Annotated in this window: 28 protein-coding genes and 1 pseudogene; 12 read left to right on the top strand and 17 right to left on the bottom strand. The window is 72.1% G+C overall.

Going from position 1 to position 24,963, the window contains the following annotated elements; translation table 11 throughout:
- Nucleotides 1–4: 4 nt before the first annotated feature.
- Together ACZ4E1_RS14720 and ACZ4E1_RS14715 are read right to left on the bottom strand one after the other, a co-directional pair.
- Entirely contained in the window at nt 5–901 is an 897-nt protein-coding gene (locus tag ACZ4E1_RS14720) for a universal stress protein (RefSeq protein WP_467539377.1), read from the bottom strand.
- Between the two features lie 108 nt (nt 902–1,009).
- Nucleotides 1,010–1,279, bottom strand: coding sequence for a DUF1918 domain-containing protein (locus tag ACZ4E1_RS14715; protein WP_467539375.1), 270 nt, complete (start codon nt 1,277–1,279; stop codon nt 1,010–1,012).
- A 207-nt stretch (nt 1,280–1,486) separates the two neighbouring features.
- Here ACZ4E1_RS14715 and ACZ4E1_RS14710 point away from each other — a divergent pair, with 207 nt between their 5' ends.
- The 6 genes and pseudogenes from ACZ4E1_RS14710 (at nt 1,487) to ACZ4E1_RS14685 (ending at nt 7,304) form a co-directional block, all read left to right on the top strand.
- Nucleotides 1,487–2,161: a CBS domain-containing protein gene (locus ACZ4E1_RS14710; protein ID WP_467539372.1), complete on the top strand. Its 675-nt coding sequence runs from the start codon at nt 1,487–1,489 to the stop codon at nt 2,159–2,161.
- Nucleotides 2,161–3,401: pseudogene (locus tag ACZ4E1_RS14705) on the top strand (AMP-binding protein); the annotation flags it as partial. The gene ACZ4E1_RS14710 and the pseudogene ACZ4E1_RS14705, both read left to right, overlap by 1 nt.
- Before the next feature lie 42 nt (nt 3,402–3,443).
- Nucleotides 3,444–3,950: an AMP-binding enzyme gene (locus ACZ4E1_RS14700; RefSeq protein ID WP_467539600.1), complete on the top strand. Its 507-nt coding sequence runs from the start codon at nt 3,444–3,446 to the stop codon at nt 3,948–3,950.
- 3 nt (nt 3,951–3,953) lie between these two features.
- The gene (gene pdhA, locus ACZ4E1_RS14695; protein WP_467539370.1) at nt 3,954–4,997 is read left to right on the top strand and encodes a pyruvate dehydrogenase (acetyl-transferring) E1 component subunit alpha; all 1,044 of its coding nucleotides are present in this window, start codon (nt 3,954–3,956) and stop codon (nt 4,995–4,997) included.
- On the top strand, nt 4,994–5,998 hold the full coding sequence (locus tag ACZ4E1_RS14690) for an alpha-ketoacid dehydrogenase subunit beta (protein ID WP_467539367.1): 1,005 nt from the start codon (nt 4,994–4,996) through the stop codon (nt 5,996–5,998). Before pdhA ends, ACZ4E1_RS14690 begins: the two co-directional genes overlap by 4 nt.
- A gap of 1 nt (nt 5,999) precedes the next feature.
- A complete protein-coding gene (locus ACZ4E1_RS14685; protein ID WP_467539364.1) occupies nt 6,000–7,304 on the top strand; it encodes a dihydrolipoamide acetyltransferase family protein in 1,305 nt (434 codons plus the stop codon).
- Here ACZ4E1_RS14685 and ACZ4E1_RS14680 read toward each other — a convergent pair.
- Nucleotides 7,223–7,660, bottom strand: coding sequence for a cyclic nucleotide-binding domain-containing protein (locus ACZ4E1_RS14680; protein ID WP_467539361.1), 438 nt, complete (start codon nt 7,658–7,660; stop codon nt 7,223–7,225). The genes ACZ4E1_RS14685 and ACZ4E1_RS14680 overlap by 82 nt on opposite strands.
- Nucleotides 7,661–7,889: 229 nt before the next feature.
- Between ACZ4E1_RS14680 and ACZ4E1_RS14675 the strand changes: the two genes are divergently transcribed.
- The 5 genes from ACZ4E1_RS14675 to ACZ4E1_RS14655 all read left to right on the top strand — a co-directional run bounded on the left by ACZ4E1_RS14675 (nt 7,890) and on the right by ACZ4E1_RS14655 (nt 10,024).
- Nucleotides 7,890–8,375, top strand: coding sequence for a Crp/Fnr family transcriptional regulator (locus ACZ4E1_RS14675; protein WP_467539357.1), 486 nt, complete (start codon nt 7,890–7,892; stop codon nt 8,373–8,375).
- 140 nt (nt 8,376–8,515) lie between these two features.
- Nucleotides 8,516–9,235 (top strand): helix-turn-helix domain-containing protein, encoded by a 720-nt coding sequence (locus tag ACZ4E1_RS14670; protein WP_467539354.1) that lies wholly within the window; start codon nt 8,516–8,518, stop codon nt 9,233–9,235.
- A 46-nt stretch (nt 9,236–9,281) separates the two neighbouring features.
- Nucleotides 9,282–9,578 (top strand): dsRBD fold-containing protein, encoded by a 297-nt coding sequence (locus ACZ4E1_RS14665; protein WP_467539351.1) that lies wholly within the window; start codon nt 9,282–9,284, stop codon nt 9,576–9,578.
- A 6-nt stretch (nt 9,579–9,584) separates the two neighbouring features.
- On the top strand, nt 9,585–9,716 hold the full coding sequence (locus ACZ4E1_RS14660; protein ID WP_467539348.1) for an SHOCT domain-containing protein: 132 nt from the start codon (nt 9,585–9,587) through the stop codon (nt 9,714–9,716).
- A 212-nt stretch (nt 9,717–9,928) separates the two neighbouring features.
- A complete protein-coding gene (locus tag ACZ4E1_RS14655) occupies nt 9,929–10,024 on the top strand; it encodes a hypothetical protein (protein WP_467539599.1) in 96 nt (31 codons plus the stop codon).
- A 115-nt stretch (nt 10,025–10,139) separates the two neighbouring features.
- On the opposite strand, the gene ACZ4E1_RS14650 is transcribed toward ACZ4E1_RS14655, so the two are convergent.
- From ACZ4E1_RS14650 to ACZ4E1_RS14625, 6 genes are all read right to left on the bottom strand, one after another.
- Nucleotides 10,140–10,748 carry an Rv1733c family protein gene (locus tag ACZ4E1_RS14650; protein WP_467539346.1) on the bottom strand — a complete coding sequence of 203 codons (609 nt, stop codon included), beginning with the start codon at nt 10,746–10,748 and terminating at the stop codon, nt 10,140–10,142.
- A gap of 21 nt (nt 10,749–10,769) precedes the next feature.
- The gene (locus ACZ4E1_RS14645) at nt 10,770–11,627 is read right to left on the bottom strand and encodes a universal stress protein (protein ID WP_467539344.1); all 858 of its coding nucleotides are present in this window, start codon (nt 11,625–11,627) and stop codon (nt 10,770–10,772) included.
- Nucleotides 11,624–12,541 (bottom strand): universal stress protein, encoded by a 918-nt coding sequence (locus ACZ4E1_RS14640; RefSeq protein ID WP_467539342.1) that lies wholly within the window; start codon nt 12,539–12,541, stop codon nt 11,624–11,626. Before ACZ4E1_RS14640 ends, ACZ4E1_RS14645 begins: the two co-directional genes overlap by 4 nt.
- Nucleotides 12,542–12,753: 212 nt before the next feature.
- On the bottom strand, nt 12,754–13,515 hold the full coding sequence (locus tag ACZ4E1_RS14635; protein WP_467539340.1) for a cation transporting ATPase C-terminal domain-containing protein: 762 nt from the start codon (nt 13,513–13,515) through the stop codon (nt 12,754–12,756).
- A gap of 5 nt (nt 13,516–13,520) precedes the next feature.
- On the bottom strand, nt 13,521–14,987 hold the full coding sequence (locus ACZ4E1_RS14630; RefSeq protein WP_467539338.1) for a cation-translocating P-type ATPase: 1,467 nt from the start codon (nt 14,985–14,987) through the stop codon (nt 13,521–13,523).
- Between the two features lie 7 nt (nt 14,988–14,994).
- Nucleotides 14,995–15,846, bottom strand: coding sequence for a universal stress protein (locus ACZ4E1_RS14625; protein WP_467539336.1), 852 nt, complete (start codon nt 15,844–15,846; stop codon nt 14,995–14,997).
- Between the two features lie 122 nt (nt 15,847–15,968).
- On the opposite strand from ACZ4E1_RS14625, the gene ACZ4E1_RS14620 reads away from it, so the two are divergent.
- Nucleotides 15,969–16,721 carry a CBS domain-containing protein gene (locus ACZ4E1_RS14620; RefSeq protein WP_467539334.1) on the top strand — a complete coding sequence of 251 codons (753 nt, stop codon included), beginning with the start codon at nt 15,969–15,971 and terminating at the stop codon, nt 16,719–16,721.
- An 18-nt stretch (nt 16,722–16,739) separates the two neighbouring features.
- Here ACZ4E1_RS14620 and ACZ4E1_RS14615 read toward each other — a convergent pair whose 3' ends face one another.
- From ACZ4E1_RS14615 to ACZ4E1_RS14580, 8 genes are all read right to left on the bottom strand, one after another.
- A complete protein-coding gene (locus tag ACZ4E1_RS14615) occupies nt 16,740–18,533 on the bottom strand; it encodes an ATP-binding cassette domain-containing protein (protein WP_467539332.1) in 1,794 nt (597 codons plus the stop codon).
- A 146-nt stretch (nt 18,534–18,679) separates the two neighbouring features.
- The gene (locus ACZ4E1_RS14610; protein ID WP_467539329.1) at nt 18,680–18,976 is read right to left on the bottom strand and encodes a hypothetical protein; all 297 of its coding nucleotides are present in this window, start codon (nt 18,974–18,976) and stop codon (nt 18,680–18,682) included.
- Nucleotides 18,977–19,170: 194 nt separating this feature from the next.
- A complete protein-coding gene (locus tag ACZ4E1_RS14605; RefSeq protein ID WP_467539327.1) occupies nt 19,171–20,517 on the bottom strand; it encodes a phosphoribosyltransferase family protein in 1,347 nt (448 codons plus the stop codon).
- A gap of 154 nt (nt 20,518–20,671) precedes the next feature.
- Nucleotides 20,672–21,751 (bottom strand): metallophosphoesterase, encoded by a 1,080-nt coding sequence (locus ACZ4E1_RS14600; protein WP_467539325.1) that lies wholly within the window; start codon nt 21,749–21,751, stop codon nt 20,672–20,674.
- A gap of 217 nt (nt 21,752–21,968) precedes the next feature.
- Nucleotides 21,969–22,307, bottom strand: a complete 339-nt coding sequence (locus ACZ4E1_RS14595; RefSeq protein WP_467539323.1) for a hypothetical protein — start codon at nt 22,305–22,307, stop codon at nt 21,969–21,971.
- Nucleotides 22,308–22,384: 77 nt separating this feature from the next.
- A complete protein-coding gene (locus ACZ4E1_RS14590) occupies nt 22,385–22,723 on the bottom strand; it encodes a hypothetical protein (protein ID WP_467539321.1) in 339 nt (112 codons plus the stop codon).
- A gap of 74 nt (nt 22,724–22,797) precedes the next feature.
- Nucleotides 22,798–24,090: a serine--tRNA ligase gene (gene serS / locus ACZ4E1_RS14585; protein WP_467539319.1), complete on the bottom strand. Its 1,293-nt coding sequence runs from the start codon at nt 24,088–24,090 to the stop codon at nt 22,798–22,800.
- A 195-nt stretch (nt 24,091–24,285) separates the two neighbouring features.
- On the bottom strand, nt 24,286–24,930 hold the full coding sequence (locus ACZ4E1_RS14580) for a dihydrofolate reductase family protein (protein ID WP_467539317.1): 645 nt from the start codon (nt 24,928–24,930) through the stop codon (nt 24,286–24,288).
- Between the last annotated feature and the right edge of the window lie 33 nt (nt 24,931–24,963).

Here is a 24,963-nt window from a genome sequence, read left to right as displayed (position 1 = left end):
CCTGTCACGTGTCCGACGGGGCGGAGCGGCGTTCCTGGGGTACGACGGCGACCGGACAGGACGCGTGGTGCAGAGCACGGTGAGCGACTCGGCCCAGTTCCAGGCCGACGGCGTGCCGTTGCCGGCGCGCTCCGACGACCAGCAGGTCGGCCGCGGCGGAACGCTGGACCAGCACCCGGTGCGCAGGACCCTCGACGGTGGTCCGGTGGAACCGGACTTCGGGGTAGGCGCGCACCACCGGTTCCAGTGCTTTGTCGAGGAGGTCCGAGGCCTGGTGGGCGCTGTAGGACCGGGGTGTTCCGGCGAGGAGGGGGTGGTCGACCTGCTCATGGGCGGGTTCGCGCCAGGTGTGCACGACGTCGAGGTCGACGTCGCGGACGGCGGCCTCGCGAAAGGCGAAACGTACGGCGGACGAGTCGACGTCGTGTTCGCCGACGGCCAGGAGGACGCGCTGGTGGTGTGCCTCGAGAGCGTGCTGGTCCCCCCGGACGACCACGACGGGGCCGTGGCATCGTGCGGCGACGATCAGTCCCACCGATCCGAGCAGCAGGTCGCGGACCTCGCCGCGCCCTTGGGAGCCGACGACCACCATCAGGGCCTCCTGCCCCTCCTGGAGCAGGGCGCCGGCCGCGTCCTCGGCGAGCACCACCCCGGACAGGGTGAGGCCGGGGGCACGGATCCGGGCCCGGTCCTCGGCCATGCCGACGATGTTCTCCGCCAGCACCTGTCCCGAGGGCCGGTCCGTCGCCCACTTGGGGACGACGCCCTCGTACCGTTCCCACAGCGAGGCGTTCACGATACGCAGCGGGTGCCCGTGCCGTGTCGCTTCGTCGACCGCCCAGTCCAGGGCTGTGAGACTGGCGTCGGATCCGTCGACGCCCACCACCACGGACGATCGCATCGTCCTCACCGCCTCCCGTTGGCGAAGTGGATCGTTTCCACACTCCCCCGGGTCGGCGCGGTGCGGGTAGGGCCGGTCGGTCCCCGTCCCGGCCCTCACGGACCTCGTTCACCGCCGTGCGGCCGTCGGCTTCGCGTCGGCGTGCGTGAAGTGCTGGACCCGCGCGTCCGGGCCGGGGAACACGATGGAGATCCGGCCCGTGTCCGACCAGCGGACGTCGAAGGGCGGCGTGCCGTCGCCGTGGTGCAGTCCGACGATCTCCCCGTCGCGCCCGTGGTCACCGACGGTGGAACCGCCGACGATCAGCCGGTCGCCGAGGTGGGCCCAGAGACCGGCGCGGTCCTGGTCGCGGTCCTGTCGAGTTCCGGCTGCGGTCATGGCGCTGTCCTCCTCCGGCACGCGGAACGAGCGGGAAGACACGACGTCTCCACGCCGCGGCGGCCTCCGCCTCCAGACTGGCGCCCGCGTCACCGGGCCCATAGGGGCGATCGGTCCCACAAGGGGACCGTTCGGCACTCCTGTCGGCACGGTCCACGGCTCAGGGTGGGAAGCACGGGGGCGCCGGTCGCGGGAAGGAGGAGCGTCATGCAGCACCGCACCGTCTTCGAGGTGATGACGCACGACGTGGTCACCGCCGCTCCCACCACCCCGTTCAAGGAGGTCGCCCGCCTCTTCGCCGATCACGACATCTCCGCCGTTCCGGTGGTCGACGGCTCCCGGCACGTGCTCGGTGTGGTCTCGGAAGCCGATCTGCTGCGGACCCCCGCCGAGCTCCCGGACCTGGAGGGCCGCGCGGCGGGTGTCCGGCTGTTGTCCCAGGAGCGTGGCCTTCCCGACGCGGAGACGGCCGCCGACCTGATGAGCGCCCCCGCGATCACGGCCCACCCGGCCTGGAATCTCGTCGAGACCGCCCGCGTCCTGCACCGCAAACACCTGAAGCGGCTGCCCGTGACCGACGAGACCGGCCGGCTCGTCGGCCTCGTCAGCCGCAGCGACCTCCTGCGTCCCTTCCTGCGCAGTGATTCCGCCATCCACGACGAGATCGAGCACGACGTCCTCGGCGACACCCTGCGTCTGACACCGGGCGCCCTGCGCATCAGCGTGCGGGACGGAGTCGTGACACTGACCGGCCGTGTCGAGGACCAGGCCGACGTCCCGGTGATCGTGCGGCTCTGCCGCTCCGTCGACGGCGTGGTCGCCCTGCACGAAACCATCGAGCGCGATCACGCCGAAGCCGCTGCCGGAGCGGAGTCACCGTGATGGGCAGGCTCGCCGTCGCACCGGTCATGCCTGACTACGACAGCGCCCGCGCCTCGTTCTCCTGGCAGGCCGAACGCTCCAGCCTGGCCGGCCTGCCCGGCGGCGGGGTCAACATCGGCTACGAAGCCGTCGACCGCCACCTGCGGGACGGCCACGGCGCACGAACCGCCCTGCGCTGCGTCGCCCCCGACGGTTGCGTGCAGACAGTCAGCTACGACCAGTTGGCCCGCGACAGCTCCCGGTTCGCCCACGCCCTCGACACGCTCGGGGTGAGCCTGGGCGAGCACGTCTTCACCCTCCTCGGTCGCCGTCACGAGCTGTACACGACCGTGCTGGGAGCGCTGCGCGCACGCCGTGTCGTGTGCCCGCTCTTCACCGCCTTCGGGCCCGAGCCCATCGCACTGCGGATGAAGCTGGGCGACGCGCGGGTCCTGGTGACGACACGGCATCTCTACGAGTCCAAGGTCGCACCCGTCCGGCGCCGGCTGCCGCACCTTCGCCACGTCCTGCTGGTCGACCCCGGCGAGACACCCCCTCCGGGCACACTCTCCCTCCCCGCGCTCACGGACGCGGAGCCCGAGGCGTACACGGTGGGGCCGACCGCGCCGGGCGACCTGGCCCTCCTGCACTTCACCAGCGGCACCACGGGCACCCCGAAAGGCGCGATGCACGTACACGAGGCGGTACTGGCGCACCGGGTGACCGCGGCCGACGCGCTCGACCTGCGCGAGGGCGATGTCTTCTGGTGCACCGCCGACCCCGGCTGGGTCACCGGCATGTCCTACGGCATCATCGCCCCTCTGGCCTCGGCGTGACGACCGTGGTCGACGAGGGCAACTTCGCCCCCGCCCGCTGGTACGGCATCCTCGCCGACCAGCACGTCACCGTCTGGTACACAGCACCCACGGCCCTGCGGCTGCTCATGCGGGCCGCGCCTCGCGACGGCACCCCGCCGACGGCCCGGCACGATCTGTCCGCCCTCCGCTTCATCGCCTGCGTCGGCGAACCGCTCGACCCCGAGACCGTGCGCCGGGGACGGCAGACCCTGGGCCTGGCCGTGCACGACACCTGGTGGCAGACCGAGACCGGAGCCATCATGATCGCCAACTTCCCTGCCGATCCCGTGCACCCCGGATCCATGGGGCGGCCGGCGCCGGGCATCGAGGCGGCCGTCCTCGCATGCGGTGAGGACGGACGTGCCACGGTCCACGGCGGGCAGGTACGCCTCGTACAGCAGCCTCGCACGGAGGGTGAACTGGCCCTCCGCGCGGGTTGGCCGTCGATGTTCCGCGGCTACCTGCACGAGCCCCGTCGCTACGAGTCCTGCTTCGCCGACGGCTGGTACCTGACGGGAGACCTGGTCACCCGCGACGCCGACGGCCGGTTCCGGTTCGTGGGCCGCGCGGACGACGTCATCAAGTCGGCCGGACACCTGATCGGGCCCTTCGAGGTCGAGAGCGCGCTCATGGAGCACCCGGCGGTTGCCGAGGCGGGTGTCATCGGGCGCCCCGACCCGCTGGTGGGAGCCGTCGTCAAAGCCTTCGTGCTGCTCCGCCAGGAGTATCCGCCCAGCACCGAACTGCAGCGCGATCTGGTCGCGTTCGGCCGTCGGCGCCTCGGGCCGGCCGCGGCGCCCCGTGAGATCGAGTTCGCCGACGATCTCCCGCACACCCGCAGCGGCAAGGTCATGCGCCGTCTGCTGCGAGCCCGCGAACTCGGCCTGCCCGAAGGAGACCTGTCCACCCTGGAGCCGCCGTCGGCGTCCGGCACCGCGCACAAGGAGCCGTAGAAGATGGCCACCACACGCGGCAGCGCGAAGCGCACCCGCCGCACCACCGCTCGTGGCGCCCCCACCCCTTCGCCACAAACAGCCCATGAGCTGGACCTGTTGCGGCAGATGCTGCTGATCCGCCGCTTCGAGGAACGGTGCGTCGAGCTGTACAGCGCCGGCGCGATCCGGGGCTTCGTCCATCTGTACATCGGTGAGGAGGCCGTCGCCGTCGGCGTTCACCAGGCGCTCGACGACCGGGACGCGGTGGTCTCGACGTATCGCGAACACGGGCACGCCCTCGCCCGCGGTGTGCCGCCCGAGGCCGTCATGGCGGAGATGTACGGCAGGACCACGGGATGCAGCCATGGCCGGGGCGGCTCCATGCACCTCTTCGACGCCGCGCGCCGCTTCTACGGCGGCAACGCGACCGTCGGCGGCGGCCTCCCGCTCGCGGCCGGTCTGGCCCTTGCCGACCGCCTGCGCGGGGAACCCCGCGTGACGTGCTGCTTCTTCGGTGACGGGGCCTTCGCCGAGGGCGAGTTCCACGAGACCGCGAACCTGGCCGCTCTCTGGGGGCTGCCCGTCCTCTTCGTGTGCGAGAACAACCGGTACGCGATGGGCACCGCGCTGCGCCGCGAGCACGCCCAGACCGACCTGGCGATGCGTGCCGCGTCGTACGGGATGGCCGCCTGGGCCGTCGACGGCATGGACGTGCACGCCGTCGAGAAGGCGGCACGCGGCGCCGTCGAGGCCGTACGGGCCGGCGGCGGCCCGCACTTCATCGAGGCCCGTACCTACCGATTCCGTGCCCACTCGATGTACGACCCGGACCGGTACCGGCCCAAGGAGGAGGTCGAGGAGTGGAAGCGGCGCGATCCGGTCTCAGGACTGGGCGAGAGCCTGCGCACCGCCCGACTGGTCGACTCCGCCGCCCTGGACGCGCTGGAGCACGCGATCGGCGAGGAGATCGACCGGGCGGTCACGTCCGCCGAACGAGCACCCGAGGAGCCGGTCGAGACGCTGCTCGACCACGTGACCGGTGACCGGGAGGAGGCGGCGTCATGAGCAGCCGCCCCGGCACCCACCCGGAGAACGGCACCACCACCTACCGGGAGGCGCTGCGCGAAGGACTGCGCGAGGCGCTCGCCTCCGACGACCGGGTCTTCCTGATGGGCGAGGACGTCGGGCAGTACGGCGGATGCTTCGGGGTGAGCCTGGGACTCCTGGAGGAGTTCGGCGCGGAACGGGTGCGGGACACCCCGCTCTCGGAGTCCGCGTTCGTCGGAGCCGGAATCGGCGCCGCCCTCGCCGGGATGCGGCCCGTCGTGGAGATCATGACGGTCAACTTCAGTCTCCTGGCCCTCGATCAGATCCTCAACAACGCCGCGACGCTGCGGCACATGTCGGGCGGTCAGCTCGCCGTTCCGTTGGTGATCCGGATGACGACGGGCGCCGGCCGGCAACTGGCCGCCCAGCACTCCCACAGCCTGGAAGGCTGGTACGCCCACATCCCCGGCCTGCACGTGCTGGCACCGGCCACCCTCGACGACGCACGGCACCTCCTGGCCGCCGCGCTGGCCGACCCGGACCCGGTGCTCCTCTTCGAACACAGCAGCCTCTACAACGCCACGGGCACACTCGATCCCGCGGTCCACGGAGTCGATCTCACCAGCGCCGCGGTCCGCAGGCCGGGCACCGACGTCACCGTCATCGCCTACGGCGGCTGTGTGCCCAAGGCCCTGGAGGCCGCACAAGGACTCGCGGACGAGAAGATCGACGCCGAGGTCGTGGACCTGCGCAGCCTGCGCCCCCTCGACGACACCACGATCCTCGACTCGGTGCGGCGCACCCACCGCGCCGTCGTCGTCGACGAGGGCTGGCGCAGCGGCAGCCTGTCCGCCGAGGTCGAGTCACGCATCTGCGAACAGGCCTTCTACGACCTGGACGCTCCGGTGGAGAGGGTGTGCAGCGCGGAGGTCCCCGTCCCGTACGCCCGTCGGCTGGAACAGGCAGCGCTCCCCCAGCCCGAGGACATCGTCGCGGCGGCGCACCGGGTGGTGGACTGAGATGGCCGAGTTCACGATGCCGTCCCTCGGCGCCGACATGGAGGAGGGGACCCTGTCCCAGTGGCTGGTGCGGCCGGGCGACCGGGTCACGCGGGGCGACGTCGTCGCGGTGGTGGAGACGGCCAAGTCCGCGATCGAGGTCGAGTGCTTCGACACCGGCACGGTGGACGCCCTCCTCGTCGACGAGGGCACGACCGTCCCGGTGGGCGCGCCGCTCGCGCGGATCGCCCCCTCCGTCGGCGAACGTCCCCGCCCGACAACGCCGTTGGTGCGCCGCATCGCCGAGGAGCGGCACATCGACCTCGCGACGGTCCACGGCTCAGGTCCCGGTGGGAGGGTCACCCGGGCGGACGTGTCGAGCGCGGGAGAGCCCGCTGCGGGCGCGCCGGTCACCGAACACTCGAAGCCCGGAGAGCCCGTCGACAACGGGTCCGCCGGACACCACGACGGTGGGCGGCCGGGAGACGCGCGAGCACCGCACCGCCCCGCGACCCGGGTGAAGGCGTCACCGCTCGCGAGGAAGCTCGCCCGTGAACTCGGTGTCGACCTCTCCGAGGTGACGGGCACCGGTCGAGGCGGGATCGTACGCGCCCATGACGTGAGAACCGCCCCGGACGGGACCGAGCCCGCCCGGCCCCGCTCCCCGGCCACCGCCCGGACGGCGATCGCCCACCTGATGTCCCGGGCCAAGCGGGAGATCCCCCACTTCTACCTCTCCACGACCGTGGACATGGCTGCCGCCCTCGACTGGATGCACGACCGCAATCGTGAACTGCCGTTGTCCGCACGCCTCGTACCTGCCGCCCTCATGTTCAAGGCGATCGCCCTCGCGGCACACCAGGTGCCGGAGCTCAACGGTCACTGGATCGACGACGCGTTCGCGCCCGCGGACGAGGTCCGCCTCGGGATGGCCGTCTCCCTGCGCGGCGGTGGTCTGGTCGCCCCGTCCGTGGCTCACGCCGACGCTCTCCCCGTGGCCGAGCTCATGGCCCGGATCAAGGACGTGGTGGCGCGAGCCCGCAGCGGCCGTCTCCGGTCCTCCGACACGGACATGCCGAGCATCACTGTGACCAACCTCGGTGATCAGGGCGTCGAAGCCGTCTTCGGGGTCGTCCACCCGCCGCAGGTGGCGCTCGTGGGTCTCGGCCGGATCGTGCACCGGCCGGTGGCGGTCGACGGGCTGCTCGGGGTGCACCCCACGGTGACGGCGACCCTGTCCGCGGATCACCGCGCGGCCGACGGCGCCACCGGCGCCCGCCTGCTGACCGCGGTGGACCGCTTCCTGCAACGCCCGGAGGAGCTGTGAACCACGACGAGGCGCGGACGTTCGTCCGCCAGGCCGTACAACGCATCGTCCCCGACGCGGACTTCGACTCGCTCGCGCCGGACATGTCCCTGCAGGACGCCTTCGAACTGGACTCCCTGGACTTCCTCGAGTTCGTCGAGGCGCAGCCGCTCGATGACGGCCGGGCGCCTGCCCGGGACGTGGGCGTCGAGCGTCACGGTTCCCGACCTCACGACCCAGAACCGGTCGGCGCGGCCACCCTCGTTGAAGAGTCGCTCCCCCGCGTCGAAACGGACCTCGCGCGCCAGCTCCATCAGCTGCGCGCGGCAGTCGGCGGGCATCCCCGCCGAGATCCGGGTGGGCGACGGTGTGCTCATGGTGGCCTCCTCGGTCCGTGCCACCTCCAGTCTCGGCGGCCCGGTCCGTCCCGGACATGAGCCCCGTGGGCCCCTCCGCGGGGCCGACCGGCCCAAGCACGGGCCGCGGTCGGACGCGGGCAGGTGGTCCGCCGCCTCTGGGCCCTGTGGCCCCCGGGCATGCCCTGCGCGGCCCTGCCCGCACGCGCACCCGGGGCGAGACCCTGTGAGGGAAGGGCTGGAGGGCACCATGACCACCGTGACCGCGATGAGGACGCTGCTGGACGAGCTGCCCCGGGACTCCCGCGACCGGCTCCTGGAGCACTCCCGCCGCGTCCACTTCCCCGCCGGAACACGCATCTTCCGCGAGCGGCAGCACGCCGACCGCTTCTGGATCATCGAGACCGGCCGGGTCGAGCTCGACGTCCATGTCCCCGGCCGTCGCAACGCCACGGTGGACACTCTCGTCGGCGGCGCGCTGCTCGGCTGTTCCTGGCTCATGCAGCCCTACCACTGGCATCTCGGCGCCACCGCGGTCACCCGGGTGGAGGCTCTCGAGTTCGACGCGCAGGCCGTGCGGGAGCTCTGCGCCCGGGACCTGGCTGTCGGCGAGGCGGTCTTCGCCTGCGTCGCCGCGGCGATGGCACGACGCCTCCTGTCGACCCGGAGCCGCATGGTCGACCTCGACGACCGTGTGCAGCGGGCTGGTCTGGACTCGCTCGCCTACGCCCGCTGACGTACCCCGGTCGGCCCGCGGTGGGTGCCGACCGGCCCACGCGGGGCGGCACGGCCGGGGCGCAGCCTGATGGTGTCCCTCCCGAGGGCAGGGCCCGTACGCGAGGCGTTCCCCGTACCCGACAGAGAAGCGTGAGCACCATGACCAGGACCCAGCACACCGGGCCGCAGCCGGCCGCCGAAGGAACGAAGACGTCCGCCCCGGAGTCCCGGGCGACCGGTGTGGGTGGGCAGTCGGATCTCGGGCGGCGCCTGGTCGCCCGTCGTGAGGCGCTCGGGCTGGGCCGCGAGGATCTCGGCCGCCGCTGCGGCGTGGACGGGAACTACATCGGTTACCTGGAGGAGCACGCGGCCTCACCGTCCATCGGCACCCTGGTGCGGATCGCCGACGCCCTCGGAGTCACCGTCGACGACCTGACCGGTGCGAGCTCCGGCCACGTGGAGGGCCGCTCCTCCGAGCGGCGCGACGCCGCTCTCGAAACGCTGGACACGGCAGAGTGTCTCCGGCTGCTCGGCACCCACGGGATCGGCCGCGTCGCCGTCTTCACCGTCGAGGGGCCCGCGGTCTTTCCCGTCAACTACCTGGTCACGGGACACACGATCGCGTTCCGCACGGCGGCCGAAGCCGTCATCGCGAGCGCGACGGAGACCGAGGTCGCCTTCGAGATCGATCGCATCGACGACGTCACGGCCGAAGGGTGGAGCGTCCTGGCCGTCGGCGAACTCGGGGCCACCACGGACGGGGAGCAGCGGCACCTGAGCGCGCTCGCCCGCTCCCGGCCCTGGGCCGGAGGCCCTCGCACGCTCTGGATGAAGCTCGACCCCGTACGGCTCACCGGCCGTCGCGTGGTGCACCGCTGAGGCGCGCCACGCGGGCGGACGGTCAGGACATCCCTGGAGGTACCTCATGTCGCACACCACCGAATGGACGGCCCGTGTCCACCTCTTCGAGGAGGACCGCTCCACGACGGCGCGGGTCGACCTCGACACCGGCACCACGCAGCTCACGGAGCGCGGCACCGCCCGCTGCAACCCGATCGACACCGATGTCTCCGAGATCGGCGACGAACTCGCCGCCGCCCGCGCTCTGGAGAAGCTGGCCGGCCGGCTGAAGGGCATCGCCTACGAGGACATGAAAGCCGCCGGGAACGACCGCGCGCCCGACCCCGAGGCGGAAGACGGCTGGCCCGACCTGGGCAGGTGAGTGGCGATGATGTTCTGGTACGACCACGACGTGAACGGCTGGGGCTGGTTCGCGATGTCGGCCGGCATGATCCTCTTCTGGGTGCTGATCATCACCGTCGCGGTGCTGCTCTTCCGTGCCCTCGACCGGCCGCACTAGGGCGTGTGTCGAAAGTCCCGTCGTTCGCCCGAAGGGCGGGCCCCGCGGTGTCCGGTGCGTGCGATCGCAAGGCGCCGGAGCGTCCTCATAGCGGAGCTATTAGGTCGTTTCGGCAACGCCGCGAGCGTGCGTGCCGGGCGCCGCGGGGCAGGCGGGACTTTCGACACACGCCCTAGCACACTCACGCGCCGGCCGCTCCCTCGGCGGAGGACATCCTCCGCGAGCGGCTGGCCCGCGGGGAGCTGGACGAGGAGGACTACCGGAGCCGGCTGAACACGCTGCGCGAAGGCCCCGACGGGAAGCACTGAGGCAGGCGGACGGTGATGGCCGTCGCAGCCCGGTCATGAGCGTGTCCTCGTCCCGGCGGGGCCATGACCCGGTGCTCGGCCGGCACCGACAGAGTTCGCTCCGGCGCGTGGGGCGTCACGTACCCTGCCCTCCGTCGTCCGCCTCCGGACCGCAGTCGTGCCGAGGCCTGCCGGACCAGACGGGTTCCACCTCGCTCCACTCCCGTTCCCAGGCGGCGAGCAGGTGCCGCTCCGTGCGCCAACGCGCCAGACGCAGACAGCCGAACAGGGCCAGCCCGGCCGTCGCTGTCACGAACGCCCCGCTGGAGAGGGCTCCCAGCACACGGCCCGCGACCGTTCCCGGAGGCTGGGCGGGTGCCCCGGTGTCGTCGACCCAGAGACGCACTGTCGTGCCTCTGTCCGCTCCGAGCGGGACATCGATTCTCCCTGTACGGGGCACCCCCGCGGGCTGCTCCCAACGTGCGGAGGCGACCGTGCGCGGTTGCACTCCGTAGCGGGAACCGGCGTCGGGCAGGGTCTTGGCCGACGCGGTCGTGACGGCGGTGACGTGATGCAGATGAGCGGCACGTTGGTTCTGGGCCTGTCCGTCGGCCCGCCACAGCGCGACCGCGGCCACGACTCCGCACACCAGCGCGACCATCAGCACCCGGAGGCGGAGAGCGCGTCCCGGTGTTTCCTTCGTGGGCAGTACGGGCTCGGTGCCCGGGTCCTCACGTCGTGACATGCCGCGCCTCCCGATGTGGCGTCAGGTGGCGGACGCCGGTGGACCGGACTCGGGGACGACGATCACCGGGCAGTCGGCCTGGTGCAGCAGTCCGTACGCGGTCGAGCCGAGCCCCAGGCCCGTGAAGCCCCCGTGCCCCCGGCGCCCGACGACCAGCGCGAGCGCCTCGTGCGCCGCCACCGCCAGTTGTTGCACCGGCCGGCCCTTGAGAATCTCCTCGGTGATCTTCACATCCGGATGGCGCTCCGCAGTTCCGGCCATCGCCTCGGCCAGCGCCCGCTGCCCGGCGCGGCCTCCCGCCAGGTCGTCGTCCTCGAAGAGCGGCCGGGGCCAGACCCATACGGCGCGCAGTCGCGCCCCGCGCAGACTCGCCTGGTCGGCTGCGAAGGCGACGGCGGCCCGGCAGGACTCGCTGCCGTCGACGCCGACGACCACGGTGGGCTGGTTCACGGCGTGCTCCGGGGACCGCACGACGGCGACGGCACCGTCGGCCCGGGCCGTGAGCGGGAGGACGACCGAGCTCTCGGCCAGGACCTCCGCGACCCGGCCGAGACGGCGGGAGCCCACGACGGTGAGCGCCGCGCGGGCGGCGCGTTCGCACAGGACGGCGGCCGGCGGTCCGTCGACGAGTTCCGTCACCGGCGAAAGACCCGGGTGCAGGTCGTGCACCAGGCCGTCGGCATCGGCGAGCGCGGAGCCCGCCCGGACGCGCAGGGCGGCACCGTGGTTGAGCGCGTCGTACGCGAGGTGGTCGTGGACGGGCGGCACCGCGTAGACGAGACGCAGCCGCAGGCCCCGGCACATGGCTTCGTCGGCGGCCCAGAGCAAGGCCGGGACGGACACTTCCCGGGGATCGACACCGACCACGACCTCGTTCATGTGCCCTCGCCACCGGTCGGCTCGGCCGGAGCCGTGGAGTGCGGCACGATCTGCACGGGGCAGTGGGCGTGGTGGATCAGGGCGTGTGCCACGCGGCCCAGGGCGGGTCCGACACCGAGCGGGCGGCCTCCCCTGCCCATCACGATCAGATCCGTGTGCTCGCTCGCCTGGATCAGGATGCCCGGAGTGCTCGTTCCGGGCTCCACGTGATGGCCGACCACGAGATCCGGACAGACCTCACGGACCCGGTCGGCCAGGTCCTTCAGCGCCCGCACCCGCTTCTGCGCCATGCCGTCGAGGTCGTCGAGCATCGTGGCGACGTCTCCCACATGGGTGAACACGTTCCACACGCTCACGAGCCGCAGCACGGCCTTGCGCGCCTCAGCCTCCGCCGCGGCGAGGAGCAGCCAGTCCAGATCCTCCGCATCGTGCACCGCCGCGGTCACGGAGGCGTGGTGCGGGCGATCCGCGTCTCCTCGTACGACGATGACGGGCCCCTGGGCGCGGGCCGCCACGCCGAGGCCGACGGAGCCCAGCATCAGGGCCGCGAAGCCGCCCAGGCCACGGTTGCCGACCACCACCGTTCCCTGCCGGCCGGCCGCGGCGCGGAGCGCAGCGACGGGTTCCCGTCGGCTCAGTTCCCGCGTGACCGTGAGGTCGGGGTGTTCGGCGCCGACCGCCTCCGCGATGTCGATGAGCAGGTCGCGGCCGGCCTCTCGTACGTCCTGGATGGTGTCGGCGTCCGTGTACAGCATGCGCCGGTCCGTGTCCGTGGCATGGACGAGGTGCAGCGGGCACCCACGCCGCTCGGCCTCCGTGGCCGCCCACAGCGCCGCCGCGCGAGCCGAGGGCGATCCGTCGACACCCACCACGACGCTGCCGAGTTCCGCTCTCTCCGGGACCTTGCTCTCCATGGCTCCTCCTGGAACGACACCTCTCACGCTCGCACCTCTGCGGACCCCGCAGACATGGGCCGTTCGGTCCAGAAAGAGGCCTGCCCGGCCCTGATGCGAGAGGCGGCACGGACAGACGCTGGAGGTAGTCCCCTCAGGAGGTGCCCCAGGCCGCGGTGATCGCCACGCAGGCCCGTGACGCGCACCCCGGCGACAGCTGACCGCGTCCGGGGTCAGCGCCCCCGAAAAGCGCGTCGGAGCAGTCGTGCCGCGAACAGGGCGACGGGGACGCAGGCCGTGGCCAGGGCCACGCCGGTCCACCCGAGCGCACTGGTGTCGAGGACCGTCCGCAAGAACGGCACGTACAGCGCCGCCGCGGCGAGGAGGGCGGAAGCCAGGACCGCGAGGGGCAGCAGCAGGTTCTGCCGGGTGAACAGGCGGTCCCGCAGCCCGAGGACGACCCCGAGCTGCGCGGCCAGCAGCGCGAGGAAGAGGACGCTCTGCCAGGCGAGGCCGAGCGCGTGGGCGGTCAGTCCGGCACCGAGTGAGGCGACGGTGACGACGGCCGCGAGAAGGATCAGCCGCTGCCACGCGCCGTCGCCGAGGATGTGCTGGTCCGGCGGCCTCGGAGGTCTGCGCATCGTCCCGGGGGCTGTGGGTTCGGCGCCCATGGCGACGCCGGTCAGGCCATGGGTGAGGAGATTGATCCAGAGGATCTGCCCCGCCCGCAGCGGAAGGGGCAGTCCGAGCAAGGGGCCGGCGAGCATCACGAGGATCTCCGCGGCACCGCCCGCCATCCCGTAGACGAGGAACCGGCGGACGTTGTCGTAGACGCGGCGGCCCTCCTCCACGGCCGCGACGACGGTGGAGAGGTCGTCGTCCGTGAGAACCAGGTCGGCCGCCTGCCGCGCCACCTCCGTTCCGCGTGCTCCCATGGCGACGCCGATGTCGGCCCGTCGCGGCGCCGGTCCGTCGTTGACTCCGTCACCGGTCATGGCCGTCACGGCGCCGGCCGCACGCCAGGCCTCGACGATGTCCAGCTTCTGCGAACGGCCTCGTCCCGCGCTCGTACGACGAGGTCCGTGCGGGCATCGAGCACGCTGGGGACGAGCACCGCCTCGGGGGCGCCTTTCAGGCAGACCAGTGTCTGGCCCCCGGCCGTCCGGTGCAGGGTCGTCATCCGCTTGCGGAGGCTGTCGAAGGGGACTTCGCCGATCCGTGGGCAGGCGGTGTCGAGTTCCTCCTGTCCGGGACAGCCGGTCTTGGCTGCGGCCACGAGGAGTGCGGCTTCCATGGGGTCTCCGAGTGCCGTCCAGCGGCTGTCCGGGCTCGTCGGATCAGGTGGCCGCAGGGTAGCGTCGTTGCACAGGGCCGTGACCGTCAGCAGCTCTCTCACCGGCGCGAGTTCGCTCTCCCTCGCTGCTCTCCCTCCGACTCGGGCCTCGCCCGCGGGCTCATAGCCGACGCCGGTGAGTTCCGTGCTCACCCGCGGTGTCCACACCGAGTCGACCCTCATGCGCCCCTGGGTGAGGGTGCCGGTCTTGTCGGTCGCCAGGACGGAGACGGAGCCCAGGGTCTCCACTGCCGGGAGACGGCGTACCAGGGCGTGCCGGGCCGCCATGCGCCGGGCGCCCAGGGCGAGTGCGAGGGTGACGACGGCCGGCAGCGACTCGGGGACCGCCGCGACCGCGAGGCTGATCGCGGTGACCGCCATCGTCCCCGGTGGGACCCCGCGGAGCAGCCCCAGTCCGAGGACCAGCAGGCACAGGGACAGGGTCACCGCGGCGAGGGTGCGTCCGAGGCCTGCGAGCCGGCGCTGCAGCGGGGTCTGCTCGTGCCGGTCGTCGAGGAGGGCGGCGATGCGGCCGAGGGCGCTGGACGCGCCGGTCGCCGTGACGGTGGCGACGCCCCGGCCGCGCACGACGACCGTTCCCGCGCCGAGCACGGCGCCCGCGTCCTTGTCCACGGGGACGGACTCGCCGGTGAGCATGGACTCGTCCAGCAAAAGCGCGGACGCCTCGGCGAGCTCCGCGTCGGCCGCGACGATGTCGCCCTCGCCGAGGACGAGGACGTCGCCGGGGACGATCTCCACGGCCCTGACGGCGCGTACGGTTCCACCGCGTCGCACGCGCGCGTGTGGGGCGCTCATGGCCGACAGGGCGGCGACCGCGTTGTCCGCGCGGACCTCCTGGGCGACACCGACCGTCGTGTTCGCGACGACGACCAGCCCGATGACGATGGCGTCCGGGTGATCCCCTATGGCCAAGGTGAGCGCCACGGCCCCGAGCAACACCATGATCAGCGGATCGCGCAGCTGGCCGAGCACGCGGGTGTGGAGTCGCACCCGTCGTCCGGTGACCACCTCGTTGGGGCCCGATGCGACGAGGCGTCCGGCGGCTTCCGTCTCGGTGAGTCCCGCTGCCGCGGGGGCGTGCGTGGACTCCCGCGCGGTCGGCGCCGGTGTCATGCGGCGCTCACTCGGCGGGCACGGTGATGACCGGGCAGTGGGCGCGGTGCAGCAGTCCGTGGACCACGGACCCGACGCGCATGCCCGTGTAACCGCCGCGGCCCCGGCGGCCGACGACGACGGCGAGGGCGTGTTCGCCCGCCTCCGCAAGCCGTTCGACGGGCGAACCGACCAGGACCTCGTGGGTGATCGTGATGTCGGGGTACTTCTCGGCCCAGCCGGCGGTGGTCTCCGCGAGCAGTCGACGCTCACTGTCCAGCCCTGCGCTGTCCTGTCGCGCCGTGAAGAGGGGCGGCTGCCGAACGGCGACGGCACGCAGCGGGCAGTCCCTCAGGTCCGCCTCCTCGCAGGCGAGAGCCAGCGCGGCCTGCGAGGACGGGCTCCCGTCGATGCCCACGACGAGGTACGGCGGTTCCTGGGTGCTGTGCTCCGCGTCGCCCACGACGACGACCGGGCAGCGTGCCTGGGCGGTGACGGGGAGCACGAGCGAGCCGGCGCTGAGGAACTCCTCGGTGCGGCTCAGATGCCGCGAGCCGAGAACCATCATGGCGGCCTCCTGCGCCAGGCCGACGAGCACGACCGCCGGGGCTCCCTCCATGACCGCCGCGCTCACGCTCAGGTCGGGATGGCGCGTCCGGGCTCCTTCCGCTGCACGGTGCAGCGCCTCCGTCGCCGCGTCGGCCCGTGCCCGGTGCCGGGCGGCGTCGAGGGCGTGCCGGCTGTCGTGCGCCGGCTCCACGGCGACGACGAGACGAAGCGCCAGCCGTCGCCGGCGGGCCTCGTCCGCGGCCCAGGTCATCGCAAGTGGCCCCGTGCGGGCGGGGTCGACGCAGACCACGATCTCGTGACGCCCCGTCATTTCCGGTCATGGTGTCGCTCCCGATGTCGGTTTCGGCTGCCACTTCTCTCACCCTGGCATCCGGTGCGCGCGAGGTTGAGGGCCGCTGGGGGCAGAGGCGGGGCCAAAGGTCCCTCGGGGGGGTGCGCCGCACCGTCCTGCGGCCCGGTCGGGCCCGAGGCTGGACCGTTCGGCCCTCACGTTCCCGCCGTCATCCGGAGGACGGTGGGAACAGAGGAAAGCCCGCCTGCCGACGCCGCGCATGGGAGGCCACGATGAAGCACCTGAAAGTCGGCGATCTGATGAACAGCGACGTGGCCGGCACCCGTCCGGGGACATCGCCGGGTGACGCGGCGCGTCTGTTCACGGACCGCGACACCAGTGGTCTGCCGGTCGTGGACGAGGACGATCACGTCGTCGGTGTCATCTCCAGGAGCGATCTCACCGCCCGGCCGGCAGGCACCGTGCGGGATCTGATGACCGTGCCCGCCGTGACGGTGCACGCGCAGGCACGGGCCGCCGACGCGGCCCGGCTGATGGTGCGACGCGGCGTCGCGCGCCTGCCGGTGGTCGACGAGGAGGCGCGGCTGGTCGGCATGGTGACGAGTCTCGATCTGCTGTCTGTGTTTCTTCGCCCCGACTCCGAGATCCAGCACCGCGTGCAGAACGAACTGCTGGGGGGAACCCTGGACTTGCCGCCGGGTGTCGTCGACGTACATGTTCTGAACGGCGTGGTGGTACTCACCGGCCGGATCACCGACCGGCGAGAAGCCGAGATTCTCGTGCGGCTCACCGAAGGAGTGGCAGGCGTCGTCTCCGCCGTGGACCGGCTGACCGTCGGCGAGCACGGTGAGAAGCTCACATCATCCGGCCGTACGGCTCCGCGGTCCACGTGACCGGCCGACGCTCTCGCGTCACCCGCTCCGCGCGCGCATGAGGAACCAGCGCTCCTCCCCCGGTGCGACGCTGAACCGCCGCTCCCCCGGCAGCGTGACCGGGAGGGGCACGGGTGACGAGACCGGCACGCGCACGCCCACCCGTCCGGGAAGCACCCTCAGACGCACACCGCGGTGACCGCCGCAGCAGACGGTGAAGACGAACCGCGGAAGCTCACGCAGCGCCACCGGCTCGATCCGCAGTCCCCCGGGCCCCGTCTCGAGGCCGGTGATCCCGCGCTCGACCAGATCGATCGTGCCGGCCATCGCCCCCAGGTGAATGCCCTCTCCGGTCGTGCCGCCCTGGACGTCGGCCACATCGGCGAGCAGCGCCTCCTCGCAGTACCGCCAGGCGTCGTCCCCCTTCTGACGGGCGAGGACCCAGCCGTGCACGAGGCTGCTGAGGGTGGAGCCGTGGCTGGTGCGCCGCAGGTGGTAGGTGACCGTGGAGCGCCAGATGTCGTCGTCCACGCGGTACCCGAGCCGGCCGAACAGCTCGGCGAGTTCCACGGGCCGGAACAGGTAGCCCAGCATGAGGGTGTCGGCCTGCTTCGACGCCTGGTAGCGGTTGACGCTGTCGCCCTCGGCCTCCAGGATCCGGTCCAGGCGGCGGATGTCCCCGTACCGGTCGCGGTACGCCTGCCATTCCAGCTCCGCCAGCTGCCCGTATCCCTCGAACTGACTCACGACGCCGTGATGGAAGGGCACATGGAGGCGGCGGGAGACGTCGTCCCAGCGCTCGAGTTCCCCGGCGTCGAGCGCGAGCCGCTCGCAGAGCTCCGCGCGCCGTGCGGCAGGGAGTCCGTCCAGCAGGTCCAGTCCGCGCGCCAGCACCCAGGCCGCGGTCACGTTCGTGTAGGCGTTGTCGTCGATGCCCGGGGCCGTGGCGCCGGGATACGCGTCGTGGTACTCGTCGGGGCCCACGACTCCACGCAGGTGGTAGCGCTCCGCCGCCGGGTCGAGTTCGGTGGCGCCCGCCCAGTACCGGGCGACCTCCAGGAGGATCTCGGCGCCCGGGCCGTGCAGGAAGCCTCGATCGCCCGTCGCCCGCGCGTGGTGCCACACGTTGTGGGCGACGGCCGAACCGACGTGCCGCTGCAGCCTGGAGCGGTCGGGCAGCCAGCGCCCGGACCGCGGGTTGAGGTGCAGTTCCTGTGTCTCCTCCCGGCCCGAACTCGCGCTCTGCCAAGGAAACATGGCGCCCTTGCGTCCGACCTCGCGGGCTGACGCGCGAGCGGCCGGGAGGCGGCGGTGACGGTACGCCCACACGATCGCCGGCCGGCCGACCAGCGCGCGGGCGATGGTCACCCGCTGCTGTTCACCGCCGGACAGTTCGCTGGGCCGGTGCTCGACACGGTGGGCGAGGCCGACCCGGTCCAGTGTGGCGAGCGCTCTGCGACGCGCCTCGCGGGCCCGGGTGCCCACGAGCAGCAACGGCAGCTCGACGTTCTCGGCCGCCGAGAAGACCGGGATGAGGTTGAACGACTGGAAGACGAAGCCCATCGTGCGGGCGCGGTGCTCGGTGCGCGCCGCGTCCGACATCGCGAAGAGGTCGTGCCCGTCGATCTCGACCCGGCCGGCGTCGATGTCGTCCAGGCCCGACAGGCAGTTCAGCAAGGTGGTCTTGCCGGACCCGGACGGGCCCATGACACCCACGAGTTCGCCGTGGCGCACGGTCAGGTCGAGGCCGTCCAATGCCGTGACCGCCACCGAGCCCGCCCGATAGATCTTGCGGACTCCCGAGGCGACCAGAAGGGGCGTGTGCCTGTTCATGCTTCCATCCGAACCCCGGAGCGGGCCGAGGACAACGGCTGCCCGGGCCATCGCTGGGGACGATCGGCCCATGAGGAGCCACGTGCCGGATCACCGGCGAAGGCACCCGGCCGGGCCCCGTCCTGGCTCCCCCTGTCCCCCCGTGCTCAGGAGTGGGCCCACGGCCGCGCGTGTCGCGGCACCGTGGCGCCGCCGCCGGCCCGCACGGCCTCCACCACCGCCTGGTGCAGATTCCGGCTGTCCTCTTGAGAGGGGCACGGCACCGGGCTACCGGCCAGCCTGTGCCACTCGGACGTACCCGTGTACTGGATCTTGACCTCGGCCTGGGTGCCGTCCCAGGTGGTACGCACACTCAGGTCGCCGCTCACGATCCCGGCCTCCTCGGTGCGGGCGCCTCCCTGCCCGGTGAAAACGCCTCGCGTCGTCCAAGATGTCTGGTCCATGACGCCCTCGGCCTCGCTTCCTGAATGCCGTACCGGCAGGTCCGCTCCTGTGGCGCCGCGGAACCCGCCTTCTCGCTGCTCCTGCCCTCATCGTGGCCTGGGCACCTGCTGCGGGGCGCGTGCCGTCCGGCCCACGGTCGACAGGCCGGACGGCCCCTGTCGGATGTCGGACGAGGCCCGGTGGAGGCAAGCCCTCATGAGGGCTCGGAGCCCCGGGCGGCGGGAGGGCGGGCGGCTGCCATGTGGTCGGTGAACCAGTCACGGGCCAGATCGGTGACCTGGTCCAGAGCACCGGGTTCCTCGAAGAGGTGCGTCGCGCCGGGGACGACCGCGAGCCGGCTCTCACAGCGCAGCCGTGCCTGCGCCTCCCGGTTGAGGGCGAGCACGTGCCGGTCGTGTCCCCCGACGATCAGCAGCGTGGGTGCCTTCACTTCCGGCAGCCGCGGCCCGGCCAGGTCGGGCCTGCCGCCCCGCGAGACGACCGCGGCCACCCGGGCGCCCGGCTCGGCGGCCGCCCACAGCGCGGCGGACGCCCCGGTGCTGGCGCCGAAGTACCCGACGGGGAGCCCTTCGGCCTCGGGTTGCCGGCGCAGCCAGTCGGTCGCTCCCGCCAGACGCCGGCCGAGCAGAGCGGTGTCGAAGACGTTGGCCCGGTCGGCCTCCTCCTCATCGGTCAGGAGGTCGAAGAGCAGCGTGCCCAACCCCGCGGCATGGAGTCCGGCCGCGACGAGACGATTGCGCGGACTGTGCCGGCCGCTGCCGCTCCCGTGCGCGAAAACGACGATCCCGCTCGCGCCCGCGGGCACCGTCAACCGCCCGTGCAGCAGTACGGACCCGGCGTGCACGTCCGCCTCCCGGTCCGCCGTGACGGCTTGGCGCGGTTCGCTCGCTGCGGCGTCGGGCCTGTGCGCGTTCGCTTCTTCCAGACAGGCGACCACCTCCTCGTCCTCTGTCTGGGAGAAGTCGGCATAGAACTGCCCGACGGCATCGAAGTCCCGCGGGGCGTACAGGCATACGTAGTCGTCGGCGTCCGCACTCAGCCGAGCCGTCCAGCCGTGCGGTGCCACGGGAACCGCCAGCACGATCCGCGCGGCCCCTCGCGCGCGGGCGATCCGACACGCCGCACGCGCCGTCGATCCCGTGGCCACCCCGTCGTCGACCACCAGGACGGTACGGCCGTCCACGGTCACGGGCGGGCGCCCGCCCCGGTAGCGCCGGGCCCGGCGCTCCAGCACCTGCCGTTCGCGTGCCTCGGCCCGGTCCAGGTCATCGGCCGTGACCCGCGCGGTGCGCACCAGCTCTTCGTTGATCACGCGCACGCCACCCTCGCCGATCGCACCCATGCCCAGCTCGGGCTGGAACGGCGCCCCCAGTTTCCGGACCAGGCAGACGTCGAGCGGTGCACCCAGTGCACGGGCGACCTCGGCGGCGACCGGAACCCCGCCGCGCGGCAGTCCCAGCACCAGCACGTCGGCGCCTTGGAGATGTCCCAGCCGGGCGGCCAGCTGCCGGCCGGCGTCACGACGATCCATGAAGAACACGATCCGACCTCCTCGCGTGAGCGGAGCACGGCGAAGGGATATGTCCCTGCATCCATGTTCGCTCCGCCGGCAGGGCGCCGGAGCGCCCCACTGGTCAGCTCGCGCATGCACCTGCGATCTCGCGTGCACCGTCGCGGGCCCGAGCGGAGCGATGTCAGGCTCCGATGCGGTCCGTCCGCGTGTGGCGGTACGCGTGCCGGTAGTCGGACGTCTCGGGGTCGACGGTGTACGCGTCCGTGACGACGCGGTCGGCATCGATCGAGAGCATCATGAAGCCGAGGGTGTCGTAGGCCGCCCAGAACTCCTTGTTCTCGGGGCGGTCGGCCCGTCCCTTGGTCTTCGCGGAGGCGCCGCAGACGATCTGCTGGGTGCCGTGGTGGTCGGCGCCGGTGTCCAGGATCTGGAGCGTGTGGTCGTGGCCGGAGAGGATGAACTCGGCCTTGCCGCACACCACTTCCTCGTACAGCTTCTTGACGTGCTTGCCGCTCATGTAGTCGCCGCACGTGATGCCCTCGTACGCGCCGGCGTTGCCGTGTGTGCCGTTGTTGCGCAGCGGGTGGTGGGCGAAGACGAACTTCCAGCGGGCGCGGGAGGCGGCGAGGGAATCGGCCAGCCAGGCGCGCTGCTTCTGGGCGAAGGGGCCGTTCCAGTAGTACTCGGGGTCGGTCTGCAGGACGTAGGAGGACAAGGGGGTGGTGTCGAGGGCGAAGAACTCGGCCACGGGAGCCCGCCGCTGGGGGACGGCGACGGAGTAGTGCCGGTCTGGCATGTACCAGCGCGCGGAGTGCTGGTGGTAGGCGACCTCGTGGTCGCCGCGGGACGGCCGGCCGCCGCTGCCGGGGATGATGCCGCTGGTGTCGTGGTTGCCGAGCACCATCAGCCAGGGGACGTCGATGCCCTGGTTCGGCGCCTCGAACTTCGTGGTGAACTCGTCGTCGAGGACGTCCTCGGGGCCGTTCTCGTAGATGTTGTCGCCGAGTCCGATCGCGAGGTCGACGCCGCGCTTCTCGCACAGCTTGCGGGCGGCGGCAGCGACGGCGAACTGTTCGGGCGTGCCGGTGCCGGCGTCCCCCGTGATCAGCACGTTCAACTCGGTCTTGTCCGGCAACGGAAGCTTGGCCGTACCGTCCCCGGCCGCCATCGCCTGCCGGCCGAACGTGCCGAGGGCGACGGCCGCGCCGACTCCGCCGGCCCCCGCGAGCATCGCCCGCCTGCTGATTCCCTGCGACTGCATCCTGTGTCTCCTCGTCGTCGGATGCCACGCCATCCTGGGCAGGCGAACGGGGCGCGGACGGGCTGAGGAGAGGCAGTGAATCCCGACGGCACGACGAGGGCCAGGTTACCGACCGGTTACTTCGGTCACACTACTCGTGACCAGCTTCGTCTCCGGCCGGCTGGAGGCAGTCCTGAGGCCCAGAGGCACCGAGGTCCTTCGTCACCGCCAGGCGCTCTCAGCTTCTATGGCCCGGCCGCCAGTTGTGCCTCCCGCGCAACCACAGTGCCGTGCAGGGTGGCAGTGACAGTTGGACGGCGCAGGTGAGCCAGAAGCCGTACTGCCATCCCCACCAGACCAACAGGGCGGGGCCGGCCAATGTCGTGCCGGTGGCGAGGAGGACCAGGAGCAGGGCGATCGTGCGCTGCCATGACGGCACGGGGCGCTGCTCGCCGAAGCCCCGCATCATTCCGTGCAGGGCCGCGTAGAACGCCAGCCACCCCAGGGTCCAGGTTCCGAGCGTGCTGGTGATCGCCAGCACCGCGTCGGCCCACATGTGTTGCCGCGCACCCGCCATACGCGCAGTGTCCGCTCCCGAGCGCCGGCCGCGCATGAGTAGAGGTACTCAGCACCCCAGCGGTCCGGACCGTCGCCTCACGTGTCGCCGGGCGAATCGAAACCGGCAGCTGACTGGTCGAGGTGGAAGGGGGAGCCGGGAGCCTCGGGTGTCCAGCCGGTGGAGAGCGCGCTGCGGATGATGTGCGCCACCTCGCCGGGGAGGACCGGGCTCCCGGTTGTTCCCCACCAGTTGCTCGGGTGCGGCTGCTTGGTGGTGATCACCAGGGTGGTGCCGGGATGCTGAGCGTGTTCGACCGCATAGGTGAGGGGGGACAGGGCCAGACCCTGGCAGTACGTCGGCCGTCCGCGCAGTCGCCACCGGTAGGTGGTGCCGTCCACGGTGATGAGCCGCGATCCCTTCTTGACCAGTGCCATGTCCCCCCCTTTCTCTGTGCGAACAAGCAGCCTCGATACCGACGTGTCCGGCACGTCGCAGACGCCGGCGAGCGTTACGCCTCCGGGGTTCCGTCCGCCGCGATCCGCCGGAAGCCGAGGAACGGGACCAGGGACTCGGGCAGCACGATCGAGCCGTCCTCCTGCTGGCACTGCTCCAGGAGCGCGGCCAGGGTGCGGCCGACGGGCAGGCCCGAGCCGTTGAGCGTGGCGACCAGTTTGGGCTTGCCGTCCGCGCCGCGGGTGCGGATGTTGGCTCGGCGGGCCTGGAAGGTGCCGAAGTTCGAGACCGAGGAGATCTCCCGGTACGTGTTCTGGCTGGGGATCCAGACCTCGATGTCGTACGTGAGCTGGGCGGAGAACCCCGTGTCGCCGGCGGGCAGCTTGATGACCCGGTACGCGAGACCGAGCTCCTTCAGGCACGCCTCGGCGTGGCCGACCATCGTCTCCAGCTCCGCGTCGGCGGTCTCCGGGTCGACGATCTTGACCATCTCCACCTTGGAGAACTGGTGCTGGCGGATCAGACCGCGGGTGTCGCGGCCGTACGAGCCGGCCTCCGAGCGGAAGCACGGCGTGTGGGCCGTGAGCGCCAGGGGCAGCTCGGCCGGCGGGATGATCTCGTCGGCGTAGAGGTTGGTCAGCGGGACCTCGGCCGTCGGGATGAGGAACAGGTCGCGGTCGGCGGCACCCGTCTTGAACAGGTCCTCCTCGAACTTCGGCAGCTGGCCCGTGCCGGTCATCGTCTTGCGGGTCACCAGGTACGGGACACCGTGCTCGACGTAGCCGTGGCGGCGCGTGTGGATGTCGAGGAAGAGCGTGGCCAGGGCGCGCTCCAGCGCGGCGCCGGCACCGCGGGAGACCGCGAAGCGCGATCCGGAGAGCTTCGTCGCGCGGGCGAAGTCGAGGATGCCGGTGGCCTCGCCCAGGTCGACGTGGTCCTTCGGCTCGAACGAGAACGCCGGCGGAGTCCCCACGCGCCGGATCTCGATCGCGAACTCCTCGGAGTCGCCGTCGGGGGCCGAGTCGTCGGGAAGGTTCGGGATGGTCAGGAGCAGCTCGCGGAGCTCTTCCTGGACCGTCTCCTGGTCCGCCTCGATGTCGCGGATCTGGTCCTTCAGCTCGCGGGCGCGCTCCTTCAGCTTGGAGATGTCCCCGCCCTGCTTGGCCGTCTGCTGGACCTCGCTCGCCACCCGCTTGGACTCCGCCCGCAGCTCGTCGGCCGAGCGGATGCTCCGGTTGCGCCGGGACTGGAGGTCTTCCAGCCGGGACAGGTCCAGGGAGTAACCGCGACGAGCGAGCCGACGTACCGCTTCGGCACCCATGTCGATCAGGGCGCGGGCATCATGCATGAGGAGGTTCCTTCTTGTCCGGCGAGTGGGCTGGTGATACCGCACAGACGGTAGCAACGACCGGACCCTCGCCCCTCCTCAATATCGGCACGTCACGGCGAGACACCCTGGCCACGTCGCGTCACGGCGCGGGACGGCCCGCCGCCCATGAGGGCGGCGGGCCTTTTCTCAGCCGGTCCCGAGCGGTCCCTTACGTCACCTTCGCCAGAAGAGGTGGTGCGTCACGCCGCTCGGGCTGGGGACGACCTCCAGGTGGAACCGGTCGAGCAGGTCGTCGGGGGACTCCCACAGCCGGAGTCCGGACCCGAGCTTCACCGGCGAGACCGCCACGTGCAGGGTGTCGACGAGGTCGGCGTCGAGGAACTGCCGGATGGTGGTGACTCCGCCGCCGAGCCGGACGTCCTGCCCCTGGGCCGCGTCCCGCGCCTGTTCGAGGACCGCAGCCGGGTCACCGTCGACGAAGTGGAACGTCGTGTCGGAGAGCGTGAACGACGGACGCGTGTGGTGGGTCATGACGAACACCGGGGTGCGGAAGGGGGGCTCCTCCCCCCACCAGCCGCGCCACTCGTGGTCCGTCCAGGGCCCGCGCTGGGGCCCGAACTTGTTGCGCCCCATGATCTCGGCGCCGATGTTGCGGGCGAAGTCGCGCGTCAGGTAGTCGTCGAGGCCCCGGCTCCCGCCGGAATCCGTGCGCATGGGCCAGCTCGCCGTGGCTCCGGCCCAGGCGAACAGTCTCTCGGGACGGTCGTGGCCGAACGGACTCTCGAGGCTCTGGTGCTCGCCGGCACCGATCCCGTCACTCGAGACGTTGAAGTTCATGACTCTCAGCAGTTGATCCACGTGTTTCCTCATCCGGTCCAGTCGCAATCACTG

The organism is Streptomyces sp. NPDC025806 (genome assembly GCF_055558275.1).
Note: the sequence above shows the minus strand (reverse complement) of the source record. Positions and strands in the feature narration are given on the sequence as shown.